Here is a 16,102-nt window from a genome sequence, read left to right on the forward strand (position 1 = left end):
CTTTCACATCAGTCCTTCAGGCTTTCTTCACGCAACCCGTCGGCCAGCAGGTTCAGACCCAAAACCAGCGTCAACAAGGCCAGCGCGGGTGGCAGAGCAGGGTGCAGGTAGATCGACAAAAGCTTGCGCCCCTCGTTGATCGTCGACCCCCAGTCAGGGCTTTCAGGTGGCAGGCCCAAACCAAAGAAACCTAAGGTTCCCAGTAGGATGGTGGTATAGCCAATACGCAGACAGAAATCGACGATCAGCGGGCCGCGCGCGTTGGGTAGGATTTCCCACAACATGATGTACCACGGACCTTCGCCACGGGTTTGTGCTGCTGCCACGTAGTCCCGTGTTTTGATGTCCAGCGCCAGTCCGCGCACGATGCGGAAAACGGTGGGCGAGTTCACAAAGACCACCGAGACGAAGACCACCAGAATACCGCCGGGGATATCGAACAGATCCAGATAGGTCGGCAGACCCCAGATACGATAGGCGTCGGTATTAATGATGTAGCCACCGGTCGAAATCAGAGACAAGTAGAACCAACCCGCTACCCCTAAAACTCCGATCAACAGCGGTGTTCGGAAGTTCGGTCTGGTATAGTAGCGTGAGTTCAGCAGCACACCGAGGAAGATGATCGGGAATACGAACAAAACGGCCGCCATATAGTTCGGTACACCGGTCGCAACGATCTCGGGCGTGACCAGCAGATAGAACAGCAGGATCACCGGGAAGGCCAGGATCAGGTTCGCAAGGAACGACAGCAAAGTATCCAGCCGACCACCATAATAGCCTGCTGGCAGACCCAGCGTGATGCCAACCATGAAGGCAAACATCGTGGCAAGCGGGGCGATCTGAACAACAATCCATGCACCTTTGACCATGCGGCTGAACACATCGCGGGCCAGATTGTCGCCACCCAGCAGATACCAGGCGTATTGACCGTCCTCTAGATTGGAAAGTGGCGTACCTGGCACTTTGTTCTTCATGCCCGAAACCTGCGACAGCGGGTCATGCGTGACGATCAAATCCATCGCGCCGAATACTCCGGTGAATACCCAGAACATTACAAGGCCAAAGCCGATCATGCCGATGGGACTGTCAAACAGTTTGCCGTAGAGGCCAAGCTTGCGTTTGAAAGCGATCGACATGGCATAAAGGATGATCAACGACACCCATACGGGCAAAAACTGCTGGGACATGGCGCCAATAATCCCGGCGCTTGTGCCCATTAGTACGCCCAGTACGATATAGGCGAGTGCGATTCCGACACTGGCCAAGAAACTGTAGCGCAGTGCAAGTTGTATCAGTGTCCGCAGGCCCGAGCTTGAGCTCAACGTACCGTCCGGGTTCACCGTCATCTGGTCTTCGGGCAGCACGATGCTGGCCAGCATCCAGACGGCAATTGACAAGACCATTAGCGCAAGGCCAAGGGCAAAAAGCGGGTTCAGGAAGGCGATAGAGCCGGTCCAGGTAAGTGGTTCCATGATCTAACCCTCCTTAAGAAATGCGGATGCGCGGGTTGAGGTAGACATAGCCGATATCCGAAATCAGCTGGGTCACCAGCACCACAAAGACCGACACGACCGAAATCGCCAGCAACAGCTGAATGTCGTTGTTGCCCGCGGCCTGAACCAGCGCCCAGCCGAAGCCCTTGTAGTTGAACAGGGTCTCGACGATCACCACGCCATTCAGCAGCCAGGGGAACTGCAGCATGATGACGGTGAAGGGTGCGATCAGCGCGTTACGCAACGCATGTTTCATGACGATATTGGGGAAGGACACACCTTTCAGACGCGCTGTCCGGATATATTGGGCAGTCATTACTTCGGTCATCGAAGCGCGAGTCATCCGGGCAATATAGCCCATCCCATAAAGTGCAATAGTCAGGACCGGCAGGAAGAAGTTCTCAAAGGTCGGGTTCTCCATCGCTTGCGTGGCCGTACCTTTGAACCACTTCAAACCAACTGCGGATGAGGTGAAGATGGCGATAAAGATCACGCCCGAGACATATTCCGGCGTCGCCGTCGTTGTGATGGCGAAGGTCGACAACGTCCTGTCAGTGGCAGATCCTTCTTTCATTCCTGCCAAAACACCAAGGATCAACGCAGACGGAACCATCAGCAACATGACCCAGAGCATCAGACGACCAGTCAGAGCCAACCGGTTCCCAACAACGGTCGAAACCTCTTCCTTGAAGACAGTCGAATAGCCCCAATACCCTTGCAGGATTCCGCAGAAATTCGGAGATTCTTCGGCGGTTTTGCCCGGCAGAATGCATCTTCCCTGAACGGTTCCGTCTTCATTCGTGTACCGATAAGAGGGCAGGACACCCAGCCATTCGCCGTATTTTATCGGAGTGGATTGGAGGTAACCATTTTTGCTCAGGTAGCTCTCAACCTGTTCATCCGACATCCGAAAGTTGCCCTGCGTTTTCGCCAGTTTCTCGAGGTTCGGATAGAGGTTGGTTAAGAAGAAAACCAGGAAAGTCAGACACAATGCCGTCAACAGCATGATGCCAACGCGCCTTAGAATGAAAAGTCCCATATTTGCCCCTGTGGGTCGGCTAGCGCGGGTTTCAAGGAACGCCACGCTTAGCTGTTATTATTTGTTCGTCGCGTTCAGGACGAAGAGGCCGCGCCAGGGTGGCGCGGCCTTTTGCTTTTTCGCTCAGGACGTAAAGCCGAACTTATAAAGCTGCGGCAGGTCTGCGATATGCTTTTCGACACCCACCAAATTGTCGCGGTGATGGCGCATCGCTGTCCGCCAATAAGGCTGGATCGTGACACCTTCGTCGATCATGATCCCCTGCAGTTTGGCCATCACTTCACGACGTTTGTCGACATCTGCGATCGAGTTCGCCTCGGCCAGCAACGCATCAAACTCTGCATTGGCAAAACCGGATTCGTTCCACGCGACTCCCGATTTATAGGCCAGTGCCAGAACCTGAGTGCCCAATGGGCGGTGGTTCCAGTTCGTCGACGAGAAGGCGTATTTCGTCCAGTCGTTCCAGAAGGTCGACCCCGGCAGAACTGTATGCTTGGCCTTGATTCCCGCGTCGTTCAGCTGCGCTACAACCGCGGCCGTGGTGTTACGGCGCCAGTCATCGTCGATTGATTGCACTTCGTGCTCAAAATCACCCATACCCGCTTCGTCCATCAGGGCTTTCGCCCCGGCAGGATCATACGGGATACGAGTCACGGCCGAGTCATGTTCAGGGTGCATCGGTCCGACGTGGCAGTTGTCAGCCGGAATGCCGTAGCCCGACATGCCCAGCTCCAGGCACACTTCGTTGTCGACCGCCATGGCCAAAGCCTGACGAACGCGCTTGTCGCCGTAGATCTTGTTGCCGTTTTCGTCTTCGGCCAACTGGTTCGGGCGGATAACGATGGTGAAGCCTGACGGGATTTCCGAGCGCACAAGCCCAATGCCGTCAAAGATGTCGACGAATTCGCCAACAGATTCCCAGTTCATGTCGATCTCTTCGGCCTCATAAGCTGCAAGGAATGCAGCCGGGTCAGTGCCGTAGTCGATGAACTCGATGCGGTCGATATAGCCGCCTTTGCCAGCCTCATATCCCCACCAGTCGAAACCTTCGTTGCGCACCAGCACACCTTTGACACCAACTTCATGGCTGTCAGGCAGCATGAAGCCCGTGCCGACGGGGTTTGAAAGCATGTCGTTCGCATCGAAGCTGCTATGAACGATTGCGGCGGGATAGTCCGCCATACCCGGGATGATCGTGATGTCAGGCGCGTTGCACTTCAGTTTGACAGTATGGGAGTCAACCACAGTGATTGCACCGTCCGCAGCTTGCTGAGTGCTTTCGTCGATAAGCGATGCCATACGCGATGCCATCGAGTTGCCTTCCAGACCAGCGTCACACCATCCTGCAATGTTGCGGGCCACGTCTTCGGCTGTGAAATCGTCGCCGTTGTTCCACTTTACGCCCTTGCGAACGTTCAATGTGTATTCAGTGGCGTCTTCATTGGCTTCCCAGCTTTCCAGCAGCATCGGCTTGAACGAGCCGTCGTTGTTGTATTCGACGAGGTACTCCAGCCAGCCTGCTGTGAAAGTGGCAATTTGCGTCCAGTCATAAGTTCGCGGATCTTTGAGCGCGCGCACTTCCATCTGGTAGCGGATGGTACCACCGCGCTGCGGCTCTTGTGCCGCCGCAGGCGATTGCAGACCGATCAAACCATAGGCCGTCGGTACCGCGACACCCAGCGCCGTCGCACGGACCAGAAATTCCCGGCGGCTAAGCTTGCCGTCACGGTATTCCTGCGCGTGCATCTCGGCCGCCCAGTGCACCTTGTCGTTGGTGATTGCCGTATTGGTCATAAATGTCTCCCTGTGACATTGATTTTGTTGATTTGTTCTTGTTCTAAGCGACGCGGGCTTGTCCGGTCGCAAGAAAGAAGGATTCCGGTTTTTGGACTCTGTGCATCCCCATGCCGCCATTCGGCACCAGAAATCACTCAACGTCAACGTTCGGAATCGACATAAAATGCACAAAAACGACGTTACCGCATTGTTGATATTTCGATAGGGATATTCCTATGTGACACACCGCAGAGGGAGAACCTTGCGGAATTTCGAAGTCAAATTACTGATAAAAGACGAGAAACTTCTTCTTTATCTGTTGATCAAATTGCTTTCGCTATCAAATCCAGAGGAATGAACAACACCAGATATCACTTTGAGAAATCGACGTGATTCCATGTTTTCATTCTGGCCCGGAACCATGTGCGTTGACGTTTGGCAAATTGCCGGGTCGAGATTGTGGCCCGTTCACGGGCCTGATCCAAAGTCAGTGTTCCATCCAGATAGGCCATAAGCTCTGGCACACCAATGGCTTTACAGGCGGGAAGAGCGGGGTCGAAACGATCCCGCATGGCGCTCACTTCTTCGATTGCTCCCAATTCAAGCATCTGATTAAAACGGCGCTCGATCCGATCCAGAAGCCACGCTTTGTCGACGTCAAAAACGATAGGAACCGCATCATTGAGCCGTAAAATTGGCGGTGGCGTATCGGCCTGCCAAGATAACAGGCTGCGCCCCGTGGCACGCTGCACTTCCCAAGCGCGCTGCACGCGCGCGCGGTTCTGCGTATCCAGGCCAGCCAAAGTCTGTTCGTCAACCCCGGCGACAAGCTCGGCAACGGTCAGCAAGTCTGCTTCGGCCCGCACCTGCACCGGAGTTGCGGGGATCTCGGCCATGCCTTCGGTCAGGGCCGAGAAATACAATCCTGTCCCGCCGACAATGATTGGCCGCTGGCCCCCGGTCAGCAGTGGCACCACTTCTCGCAGCCAGTGACCGGCTGAATACTCCTGATCATAGGCGATGTGACCATAGAGCAGATGCGGTGCGCGTGCTTCTTCTTCGGCAGATGGTCGGGCCGAAATCACGCGCCAACAATCATAAACCTGACTTGCATCGGCATTGACGATGACCCCGCCATGGCGTTCGGCGATCTCCAGCGCCAGCGCTGATTTCCCGGATGCAGTCGGCCCTGCAATCAGGACAGGTTTGTCATCGGGAATAGGGGGCAATTGCCGAAATATCGCGTCTGTTGATCGCCGGGTCATATGCGGTTGCCTCAATCCTCACCAACCGCATTGAACCTGCGGAGCTTTTGCTTCATTTTGCGCCGGAAATTAACCCCGTGCCAGCCCGGAGCGCAACATGAGCCTTTCCCCGTCTTCTGAAACTGCCGAAACCCCGAAAACCACATACAAACGTGTCATGTTGAAGATTTCAGGAGAGGCATTGATGGGGGATCAGGGCTTTGGCCTGCACCCGCCAACCGTTCAGCGCATCGCGCAAGAGGTGAAATCGGTTCACGATCTGGGTGTTGAGATTTGTATGGTTATCGGTGGCGGAAACATTTTCCGGGGCCTGAGTGGGTCTGCTCAGGGTATGGAGCGGACCACAGCAGACTATATGGGGATGTTGGCCACGGTGATGAACGCACTGGGTATGCAATCTGCCCTGGAGGAGATTGGGGTGTTCACCCGGGTCATTTCGGCCATTCGCATGGATGAAGTGTGCGAGCCTTATATCCGCCGCCGCGCCGTACGGCACCTTGAAAAGAAAAGGGTTTGCATCTTTGCGGCCGGTACCGGCAACCCGTATTTCACCACCGACACCGCGGCGACCTTGCGCGCCAATGAAATGGCTTGTGAGGCGATTTTCATGGGCAAGAACGGTGTTGACGGCGTTTACGACAAGGATCCCAAACAACATGCCGACGCGGTGCGTTATGACACGGTCACCTATGACGACGTTCTGGCCAAGCGGTTGCGGGTCATGGATGCGTCGGCCATTGCGCTGGCGCGTGACAACAACCTGCCTCTGATCGTCTTTGGTCTGGATGAGCCCGGCGGTTTCCGTGGTATTCTTGCAGGCGAGGGGACATATACCAAAGTTCAGGGTTGAGGCCCGAACGAGACCTGGCCCAGAGTGTTAGAAATTCAGCCCCGGCAGCCCCGCCGGGGCTTTTTCTTTTGCTTCAGCTTGACGGTCGCGGATGGTGCTGTCTAAGTAGCGTTGTCCTTCCGAAGTGAAGGGCTGCCCGGTGTTTCGTCAGTCCGTGACGCAAGCACAGGCTGGGCTGGAAGACCTGCCATGATTTCTGAGATGTCCGGAAACATGAGCGGGCATCTTGTTGATATGACAGCACAACTAAGGAGCAATGAGGCATGAGCTCTCTGGATATCGATTTCGTTCGGGCACAGTTTCCGGCTTTTTCCGAACCCAGCCTGAAAGGACAGGCGTTTTTTGAGAACGCTGGCGGGTCTTATACCTGCAAGCCGGTGATCGACCGGTTGACGCGGTTCTATACGCAACGAAAGGTTCAGCCCTACGCCCCGTATGAAGCAAGCCGTCTTGCAGGTGCCGAGATGGATGAGGCACGTGCGCGCATGGCCGCCATACTGGGTGTTGAAACCGATGAGTTGAGCTTTGGCCCTTCGACAACACAGAATACCTACGTTTTGGCACAGGCATTCCGGCAGTGGATGAAACCCGGCGAGGCGATTGTCGTGACCAATCAGGATCACGAGGCAAATTCGGGTCCATGGCGTCGTCTGGCCGAGGCAGGGATTGAGGTGAGGGAGTGGCAGATCGATCCGGATACCGGGTCGCTGAACCTGCAGGATCTGGAAAACATGCTGGACGAAAAAGTGCGTCTGGTCTGTTTCCCGCATTGTTCCAATGTGGTGGGAGAGATAAACCCGGTCACCGAGATCACTGCGATTGCCCACGCGGCCGGCGCATTTGTCTGCGTGGACGGCGTATCTTACGCCCCGCATGGGTTTCCGAACGTTGGTGATCTGGGGCCGGATATCTACCTGTTTTCGGCCTATAAAACCTACGGCCCGCATCAGGGGTGCATGGTCATTCGCCGAACACTGGGAGAGTTACTGCCCAACCAAGCGCATTATTTCAACGCTGACGTTCTGTATAAACGCTTTACCCCGGCGGGCCCGGATCATGCACAGATTGCTGCAAGTGCAGGTATGGCCGATTACGTCGAGCTCTTGTGTGCTCATCACGGCGGGCCTGACGTGGGCGCGGCAGAGCAGGGTGCCTTTGCTCATGATCTGATGCGCGCGCACGAGGTGTCCTTACTGCAGCCTGTTCTGGATGCGGTAAAGGATCGCAATGCGGTACGTCTGATCGGCACATCAGACGCCACCCGGCGCGCGCCGACTGTTGCGCTGTCGTTGAACCGTCCCGCTGAGTCAGTTGCAGCAGAACTGGCGCAATACGGCGTTATGGCGGGGGGAGGCGACTTTTATGCTGTGCGCCCATTGCAAGCGATGGGCGTGGATCCGGCACAGGGCGTTTTGCGGGTCAGCTTTACACATTATACCTCGCAGCAGGAGGTTGATCAGCTTTTGGAGGCGCTTGAACGCGTTTTGTGATCCACTCTGCTTGGGGCTTCGTAGAACGAAGAAAACCTCAGGGTGGATATGGAAAACGAGCGGTCTCCGATCATCTTATGGTTCCGACGGGATCTGCGCCTGTCGGACCATCCGGCATTGACTGCTGCTGTTGCAAGCGGCCGTCCGATCATACCAGTCTTTGTTCATGACCCTCTTGTGCAACACCTTGGCGCGGCCCCGAAATGGCGGTTGGGGTTGGGTCTGGAGGTCTTTTGCGACGCTCTGACGAGGCTTGGTAGCCGCCTGATCCTGCGGCGTGGCGATGCGCTTGAGCATTTGCAGACACTTGTCAAAGAAACCGGTGCCAAGGCTGTTTATTGGTCGCGGGCCTATGATCCAGCGGCGATCAGACGCGATACACAGATCAAAAGGGCACTGACCGAACTGGGTGTAAGCGCAAAGTCCTTTCCCGGTCATTTGCTTTTTGAGCCCTGGACGGTTGCAACAAAGCAGGCCCAGCCGTTTCGTGTCTACACCCCTATGTGGCGCGCAGTTCAGCGGCGGGACGTGCCAACGCCGGATGCATTGGTTTCACGCTTGGCAGCGCCTGCAACCTGGCCTTCCAGTGATATACTGAGCACCTGGCAGATGGGTGCAGGCATGAACCGAGGTGCTGCAATCGTGCGCCCCCATGTCCATCCCGGCGAGCAGGCCGCCCGCGATCGACTTGAGCACTTTCTCGACCAAGTCCCCCGTTATTCCAATGACCGTGACCGGTTGGATCTGGACGGAACATCAAACCTGTCAGAATACCTTTCATTGGGCGAGATCGGGCCACGTACTGTCTGGCACAGGGTTCAACAGGCTGCGATGACCGGAACCCCCGGCGCCGAGGCATTTCTGCGGCAGTTGGTCTGGCGTGAGTTTGCCTATCACCTGATGTATCACTCACCGCATCTGCTGACTGATAACTGGAAAGCGGAATGGGATGATTTCCCGTGGAATATCGATCCGCACCACCCTGAAGTTGCCGCCTGGAGGCAGGCCCGAACCGGAATTCCTGTCGTCGATGCTGGCCTGCGGCAGATGTATGTGACAGGCCGTATGCATAACCGGGCCCGGATGATTGTTGCCAGTTACCTGACCAAACATCTGATGACACACTGGAAAATCGGGATGAGTTGGTTCGAGGATTGCCTGATTGACTGGGACCCAGCCTGTAACGCCATGGGCTGGCAGTGGGTTGCGGGTTCAGGCCCCGACGCGTCGCCCTTCTTTCGTATATTCAATCCTGAAACGCAGGCCGAAAAGTTTGATCCGCAGGGGGCTTACATGCGGCGCTGGATCGCCGAAGGCCAGACGAAACCCAGTGACGTTGCACTTTCCTATTTCGCTGCGGTTCCCCAGTCATGGAACCTGTGTCCGCAGGCGGATTATCCCGAACCTGTCGTGAAACTGACGGATGGACGAAACCGCGCCTTACGTGCGTATGAAAGCCGAAAATCTCACTAAGGAACTGAAAACTTGCCAGAAACAGAATCGCGGCCTAGCCTGAGACCTGTGCCGCAGAGGGGAGAGCGGATGGTGCTGACGACGACAGAGGGGCAGTCGGATCTGCCCAGGTATTTCGCCCAGGTCTTCAAGATGCTGACCAGAATGGAGTCGGGGCGACTAGACATAACATTGCCAGATGGTCGCATCTTTCGCGCAGAGGGACCCAAGGCAGGGCCTGTTGCTCAGATCGATATCCACGACGGAGATGTTTTTGCCCGTCTGATCCGCGAAGGCGAGCTGGGGTTTTCTGATGCCTACCTTGAAGGACATTGGAGCACGCCTGATCTGCGCTCATTCATGGATCTTGTCCATCTGGGGTCCGAAACCGTCTATGACGGGTTTACTGGAAAGTTCCTTGTCCAGGCCTATGAACGGCTGCGGTTCTGGCTTCATCGCAATAACCGGACGCAGGCGAAAAAGAATATCTCTTACCACTATGATCTGGGTAACGACTTCTACGGTTTGTGGCTGGATGACACGATGACTTATTCCAGCGCTATCTTTGAAACCGGGCAAGAAAGTCTTGAGAAGGCGCAAACTGCGAAATACGCCAGCCTTGTCGATGAAATGGGGGCCAAACCCGGCGACCACATACTGGAAATCGGATGCGGTTGGGGCGGTTTTGCCGAATATGCCGCGAAAGAGCGGGGTTTGCATGTAACCGGCCTTACGATTAGTGAGGAGCAGTTCAAGTTTGCCAATGAACGCATTGAAAAAGCAGGACTTTCTGATAAAGTGAAGTTCAAGTTGCAAGACTATCGCGACGAGCGTGGGCAATATGATGGCATCGCCTCTATCGAGATGTTCGAGGCGGTCGGTCAAAAATACTGGCCGGTTTATTTTGAAACCGTTCGTGAACGGCTGAAGCCGGGGGCGCAAGCGACCTTGCAAATCATAACGGTAGGTGACCACCGCTGGGATTATTACAAGAACGGTGTTGATTTCATTCAGAAATACATATTTCCGGGTGGAATGCTTCCGTCGCCCACGATCCTACGGCAGCAGATCAATCTGGCGGGTTTGAATGTGGTGAAGTCGAAAGAATTCGGCAAAAGTTACGACCTGACGCTGCGGCGGTGGTATGAGACGTTCAATGCAAAATGGGAACAGATCGCAGACCTGGGCTTTGATGAGCGTTTTCGCCGCATGTGGAATTATTATTTGACTGCCTGTGGCGCAGCCTTTGACACGCGCAATTGCGATGTGACACAGATCACCGTAGCAAAGCAAGTTAACTGACGGACCGTAACATGCCCACTGCCTCGCGTCTTGTAGCCGCCGTTTGCCTCATCGTGCTGGCATTCATTGTCTCTGGCATGATTATCGAGAACGGCGAAGAAGGTAAGGATTACGGGTACTTTACCCTGGTTAACATGGGCCTTGGCGCGGTTTGCGGGTGGGGCATCATGGGCAAGCGTGCAGGGCGCGGCTGGACTGCTGGGATCAATAACGGCCTGACTGGTGTCGCCTCGCTGATATTCTGGGCGTTGTTCGTGCAGGGCTGTTACGAAATGTTCCGGCTTGCCATGCGCAACCGTTACGGTGGCCCATTTGAGGCCATCCTGGCCATTTTCAAGATCGGGATTGAGTACGGTAAGCTGCTGATTTACCCGGAAATCCTGATTGCATTCCTAATTGGGGCTGTTGTCTCGGGGCTGGCCACAGAACAGGCCAGCCGGTCGTGGCGCTGATCCGTTACTGACAAGAGAGATCGAATTTGTCTGATTTGTTCTTTTATGGAACGCTGCGACACTTGCCGTTGTTGGAACGCGTTCTTGGCCATCCTCTGAGCGAAACCAAAGCGAGGCCCGCCCAACTTCGAGGCCATGCTGTCCATTCTGTTCAGGGGCAGGATTTCCCAATGATCGTGGAATTGGAAGGTGCCAGTGCTGAAGGTTTACTGGTGCAGGAATTGTCGTCTTTGGATCTGGCCAGGCTGGATTATTACGAAGGGTCTTTCGACTATGATCTGAAGTCTCTGAGGGTCGAATTGGAAGACGGAACCGAGGCCCAAGCTCAGGTCTTTTTTCCTGCCCCCGATGCTTGGAGACCGGGTGATCTGTGGTCGCTTCAGAACTGGGCGGACAGATTGGGTGAACTTACAACGCTCGCCGCTGAGGAAGAGATGGCCTATTTCGGGAAGGTCGATCCCCAGGTCATGGCCCGCAGTGTTCGCGCCACGCAAACCCGTGCCTGGTCAAAGATTATGGCCGGGCAGCGGCGTACCGGTGATCCGCGGGACATTGCAAAAGACGTGATCGTGCATCGCCATGACCGGGTGTATCTTGATTACTTCGGGATGGAGGAAATCGATCTGCAACACCGGCGGCATGACGGCAGCATGGGTCCGGTGTTGCGCCGTGGAAGCTTGTTGCAGGGCAGTGCGGTCGGCGTTCTGCCCTATGATCCGGTCAGAGATACCGTTTTGATCGTGGAACAGTTCAGACCGCCGGTTTTCCTGAACAACGATCCGGAACCCTGGCTTTGGGAAGCGGTAGCTGGGATGATTGATCCGGGCGAAACACCCGAACAGGCCGCGCATCGCGAGGCGATGGAGGAGGCGGGTATTCGGTTTGACAGGCTGGAATATGCTGGCGGTGCTTATACCTCGAGCGGATCTTCCACCGGGTTCATGTATCTTTATGTTGGTCTGGGTGAGTTGACGCACACCACAATCACTGGCGGCCTTGACACAGAAGGTGAAGACATCCGCAGTCAAATCTTGCCGTTCGATGAATTCATAGACAAGACGGATCGCCATGTTTTCAAGGATCTACAATTGGTGTCTCTGGCTTATTGGCTGGCCCGCCACCGGGATAGATTGCGCGGGTGACTATCCCGCTTGTGGTCGCCGCGGTGCGGCTGTAAATCTTCGATGGTACAAAACGACAAGGGGCCATCATGCGCATTGCACGAGATCTTGCTGACGCAGTAGGAAAAACACCGCTGATCCGGCTGCGCCGCATCAGTGAAGAAACTGGTTGCGATATTCTCGGCAAAGCCGAATTCATGAACCCCGGCCAATCCGTCAAGGATCGTGCAGCACTCTATATTATCCGTGACGCTGTTGCGCGGGGCGATTTGAAGCCCGGCGGCACCATTGTGGAAGGCACCGCAGGCAATACCGGTATTGGCCTGGCGCTGGTGGGTGCGTCAATGGGGTTCAAGACCGTGATTGTGATCCCGGAAACCCAGTCGGAAGAAAAGAAAGACATGCTGCGGCTGGCCGGTGCACAACTGGTTCAAGTTCCGGCCGCACCTTATCGTAACCCCAACAATTTTGTGCATTATTCCCGGCGTTTGGCCGAGAAATTGGCGCAGACCGAACCCAATGGGGCGATCTGGGCCAATCAGTTTGACAACGTGGCGAACCGGCAGGCCCATGTTGAAACCACAGGACCCGAAATCTGGGAACAAACAGATGGTAAGGTCGACGGGTTTATTTGTGCTGTCGGGTCGGGTGGTACGTTGGCCGGGGTTGCCGAAGCGCTGCAGCCCAAGGGTGTGAAAATCGGTTTGGCCGATCCCATGGGTGCGGGTCTCTATTCATATTACACCACCGGTGAAATCGCGATGGAGGGAGGTTCGATTGCCGAAGGTATCGGACAGGTGCGGATAACAAAAAATCTCGAAGGGTTCACGCCGGATCATTCCTATCAAATTACTGACACCGAGGCACTTCCATATATCTTTGACCTGCTCCGCGAAGAGGGGCTGGTTATGGGCGGGTCGACCGCGATCAACATGGCGGGCGCCGTGCGTCTGGCCAAGGAAATGGGGCCGGGCCACACCATTGTGACCGTCCTTTGCGACTATGGCACACGGTATCAGTCCAAATTGTTCAACCCGGACTTTCTGCGCGAGAAAGACCTACCGGTACCGAATTGGATGACCGAAGCACCGCGCAGCATTCCCGGCGTTTTCGAGGACGTGTGATGCCTAAGCAGGTTCGCCTGTTTCTGACACTGGTTTTTCTGTGTCTTGTCGGGTTCGCAGGCGGTGCTGTTGCGCAGCTGACCGACAGGCAAAGCGAGTATTACCGGGGCTGGATAAAAACAGCGGACCGTGCGGAATCCGTGATCGAAGCGAACCGTGCTTCAAATGCGGCATTCGAGAATTTACGTTCCGAAATAAATGGTTACCGCGAGGACTTTAACAAGGCGCGCAGCGCCAACACGGATCGTATCGCAACGCTGGAAAGCCAGATCAAGGCGCTTGGTCCGAAACCCGAAGGGGACGCGACCGAACCTGAAGATATTGCTAAATTGCGAACTCATCTTAATGATCAGCTCAACAGTTTGCGCGTGCCTCGCATCATTTCCGAAGAAGCGTATAGCCGCGCAAATGGATTGATCAGTGAAATCGACCAGATTATCCGGAAACGGCAAACGAAGGAGTTCTTCCAGCGCGGTCCGTCGCCGGTCAACCCCGTATATTGGGGACCTGCATGGCAGGATGTAAAAGAAGCGCTTTTGAGCCTGGCGAATGAAATATTTGCCAACCTGCGGTCGGACGTTGTCAAAGAACGCATCCGTGATCGCGGTTTGGGCATTCTGTTTTTGGTGATCCTCGCGGCAGTTCTGCTGATCTTTGGCAAGCGTTGGTCAGAGAAGGGCGGCGACTATCTTAGATTGCTGGGTGGAGCCGGGACAGGTGCCTGGTCCTTCATCATTTCGCTGCTGCGGATCCTGTTGCCCTGGATTGGTGTTGTTGCCGCCATTACGGCGATCAGCCTATCGGGTATTCCGGGCCTGCGCGGCAGTTTGTTGTTGGAGAATATCCCGTATTGGGCGGCAATCGCCTTATTCTATGACTGGATCGGCCGACAGATTTACGTGATTGGTGCTTCGCAGGGGTTCAAGCGGCTGTCTGCCGCGCGGATCACTGAGTTGCGCATCTACATCGATCTGTTGGCTTTGATGCTGATCCTGCATGAATTGGCGCTTCTGTTCCAGCAGATCGAAAACGTCACGGACGCGACCCGTGCGGTCATCAGTTTCCCCGTGATCGTCGGAACGGCTTTGCTTTTGCTCCGTGTGCGCCAAATCCGGACGAACGATCACCTGCTGGATCAAACGGCGTCCACAAGGGCGGCCGGATTCAGCCAAATGGTGGAATTCCTGCGCAAGGCCATGTTCCTGCTGGGGATCGCGACACCCGTACTGGCACTGGTCGGCTATACTAATGCGGCCGAAGCGATCGTGTTTCCGGCGGTAAAAACGCTGGTTCTGATTGCTGCTCTAGCAATTTTTCAACGGTTCGTCAGTCAGATATACGGATGGATCACAGGGCAGGGCGACGCTGCGCGCGACTCTCTTTTTTCGGTGCTGGTGGGCTTTGCACTGGCCATCGTCGCGCTGCCTGTTTTGGCGATTTACTGGGGTGCGCGCGAGACCGACCTGCTTGAAGTATGGTCACGTCTGTTACTTGGCTTTGACATTGGCGGTGTCACGATCTCACCCAGCAATTTCCTGACGTTTATCGCTGTTTTCGCAATCGGATATACGCTGACACGGTTGTTGCAAAGCGGGTTGCGCAACTCGTTGTTACCAAAAACCAGAATCGATCCGGGCGGGCAGAACGCGATTGTCGCTGGCTCGGGGTATATCGGAATATTTCTGGCCGCGCTGGCCGCGATCATGGTCGCGGGGTTTGATCTGTCGTCGCTGGCAATTGTTGCTGGTGCACTGTCTGTCGGTATTGGCTTTGGCCTGCAAACGATTGTGTCCAATTTCGTGTCCGGTATCATCCTTCTGGTCGAACGGCCAATCTCCAAGGGTGACTGGATCGATGTGAACGGGATGATGGGCTACGTGCGTGACATTTCCGTCCGCTCGACCCGTATCGAGACGTTCGACAGATCGGATGTGATCATCCCGAACTCGGACCTGATCAGCGGCGTCGTCACGAACTACACTCGAGGCAACACTATCGGCAGGGTGATTGTTCCGGTCGGTGTCGCCTACGGCACAGATACACGGCTGGTCGAGAACATTCTGGGTGAGGTCGCAAACAACCACCCGATGGTTCTGGCCAACCCGGCGCCCAGTGTGGTTTTTCAGGGATTTGGAGCCGACGCGCTGGATTTTGAAATCAGGGCGATCTTGCGAGATGTGAACTGGGTTCTGTCCGTCAAATCCGACATGAACCACGAAATCAACCGACGCTTCCTAGAAGCAGGCATCGAAGTGCCCTTTGCACAGCGCGATATCTGGTTGCGCAATCCCGAAGCATTGCCGACCGCGAACAAGGTCAAAGAGGTTGGATCAGCGTCCAAACAGAATGCAGATGAGTTGACCACAAGACAGCCAGTGGAACTGACCGAATCCGATCTGGACCCTGACGCTGGCGATGAATTATGACGACCAGTCGGAAAGCCGAAGGGGGAATTTCTGGTCGTTTGACACTCCGGGAAGACTGCCGGATTTAATTGATCCATTCCGGTGATTTCACCGATTTGGGGCCTTGCAAATCTTATGACATTGGTCCAAACATCGCCGGCACGGAGAGGTGGCCGAGTGGTCGAAGGCGCACGCCTGGAAAGTGTGTAGGCGGGGAACCGTCTCCAGGGTTCGAATCCCTGTCTCTCCGCCATCACCCCCTTAGACAGAAACTCAAACCCGCTCGGCGACTTGGCTGTGTACAACTTGGTTTCGTGTACCACGCCGGGTCTT

The 16,102-nt window shown here is 55.4% G+C and carries 12 protein-coding genes and 1 tRNA gene; 9 read left to right on the plus strand and 4 right to left on the minus strand.

Annotated features, from left to right (window positions below; translation table 11 throughout):
• Nucleotides 1-8 precede the first annotated feature (8 nt).
• From AC2FND_RS10570 to miaA, 4 genes are all read right to left on the minus strand, one after another.
• A complete protein-coding gene (locus tag AC2FND_RS10570) occupies nucleotides 9-1,472 on the minus strand; it encodes an ABC transporter permease (protein ID WP_209504114.1) in 1,464 nt (487 codons plus the stop codon).
• Between the two features lie 13 nt (nucleotides 1,473-1,485).
• The gene (locus tag AC2FND_RS10575) at nucleotides 1,486-2,532 is read right to left on the minus strand and encodes an ABC transporter permease (RefSeq protein WP_209504113.1); all 1,047 of its coding nucleotides are present in this window, start codon (nucleotides 2,530-2,532) and stop codon (nucleotides 1,486-1,488) included.
• A gap of 123 nt (nucleotides 2,533-2,655) precedes the next feature.
• A complete protein-coding gene (locus AC2FND_RS10580; protein ID WP_496769611.1) occupies nucleotides 2,656-4,326 on the minus strand; it encodes an ABC transporter substrate-binding protein in 1,671 nt (556 codons plus the stop codon).
• A 353-nt stretch (nucleotides 4,327-4,679) separates the two neighbouring features.
• Nucleotides 4,680-5,573 (minus strand): tRNA (adenosine(37)-N6)-dimethylallyltransferase MiaA, encoded by an 894-nt coding sequence (gene miaA / locus AC2FND_RS10585; protein WP_496769613.1) that lies wholly within the window; start codon nucleotides 5,571-5,573, stop codon nucleotides 4,680-4,682.
• Between the two features lie 97 nt (nucleotides 5,574-5,670).
• On the opposite strand from miaA, the gene pyrH reads away from it, so the two are divergent.
• From pyrH to AC2FND_RS10630, 9 genes are all read left to right on the plus strand, one after another.
• On the plus strand, nucleotides 5,671-6,423 hold the full coding sequence (gene pyrH / locus AC2FND_RS10590; RefSeq protein ID WP_209504110.1) for a UMP kinase: 753 nt from the start codon (nucleotides 5,671-5,673) through the stop codon (nucleotides 6,421-6,423).
• A 263-nt stretch (nucleotides 6,424-6,686) separates the two neighbouring features.
• Complete coding sequence (locus AC2FND_RS10595) at nucleotides 6,687-7,913, plus strand: aminotransferase class V-fold PLP-dependent enzyme (RefSeq protein ID WP_496769615.1); 1,227 nt, start codon at nucleotides 6,687-6,689, stop codon at nucleotides 7,911-7,913.
• 48 nt (nucleotides 7,914-7,961) lie between these two features.
• Nucleotides 7,962-9,386, plus strand: coding sequence for a cryptochrome/photolyase family protein (locus AC2FND_RS10600; RefSeq protein WP_496769647.1), 1,425 nt, complete (start codon nucleotides 7,962-7,964; stop codon nucleotides 9,384-9,386).
• A gap of 69 nt (nucleotides 9,387-9,455) precedes the next feature.
• Nucleotides 9,456-10,667 (plus strand): class I SAM-dependent methyltransferase, encoded by a 1,212-nt coding sequence (locus AC2FND_RS10605; RefSeq protein ID WP_496769617.1) that lies wholly within the window; start codon nucleotides 9,456-9,458, stop codon nucleotides 10,665-10,667.
• An 11-nt stretch (nucleotides 10,668-10,678) separates the two neighbouring features.
• Nucleotides 10,679-11,119: a TrgA family protein gene (locus AC2FND_RS10610; protein ID WP_209504107.1), complete on the plus strand. Its 441-nt coding sequence runs from the start codon at nucleotides 10,679-10,681 to the stop codon at nucleotides 11,117-11,119.
• 35 nt (nucleotides 11,120-11,154) lie between these two features.
• A complete protein-coding gene (locus AC2FND_RS10615; protein WP_496769649.1) occupies nucleotides 11,155-12,261 on the plus strand; it encodes an NUDIX domain-containing protein in 1,107 nt (368 codons plus the stop codon).
• Between the two features lie 68 nt (nucleotides 12,262-12,329).
• Nucleotides 12,330-13,364: a cysteine synthase A gene (locus AC2FND_RS10620; protein ID WP_480772626.1), complete on the plus strand. Its 1,035-nt coding sequence runs from the start codon at nucleotides 12,330-12,332 to the stop codon at nucleotides 13,362-13,364.
• Nucleotides 13,364-15,790 (plus strand): DUF3772 domain-containing protein, encoded by a 2,427-nt coding sequence (locus AC2FND_RS10625; RefSeq protein WP_496769619.1) that lies wholly within the window; start codon nucleotides 13,364-13,366, stop codon nucleotides 15,788-15,790. Before AC2FND_RS10620 ends, AC2FND_RS10625 begins: the two co-directional genes overlap by 1 nt.
• A gap of 142 nt (nucleotides 15,791-15,932) precedes the next feature.
• Nucleotides 15,933-16,022: transfer RNA gene (locus tag AC2FND_RS10630), tRNA-Ser, on the plus strand.
• The last annotated feature ends 80 nt before the right edge of the window (nucleotides 16,023-16,102 follow it).

Source organism: Ruegeria sp. BHSB056 (assembly GCF_059613305.1).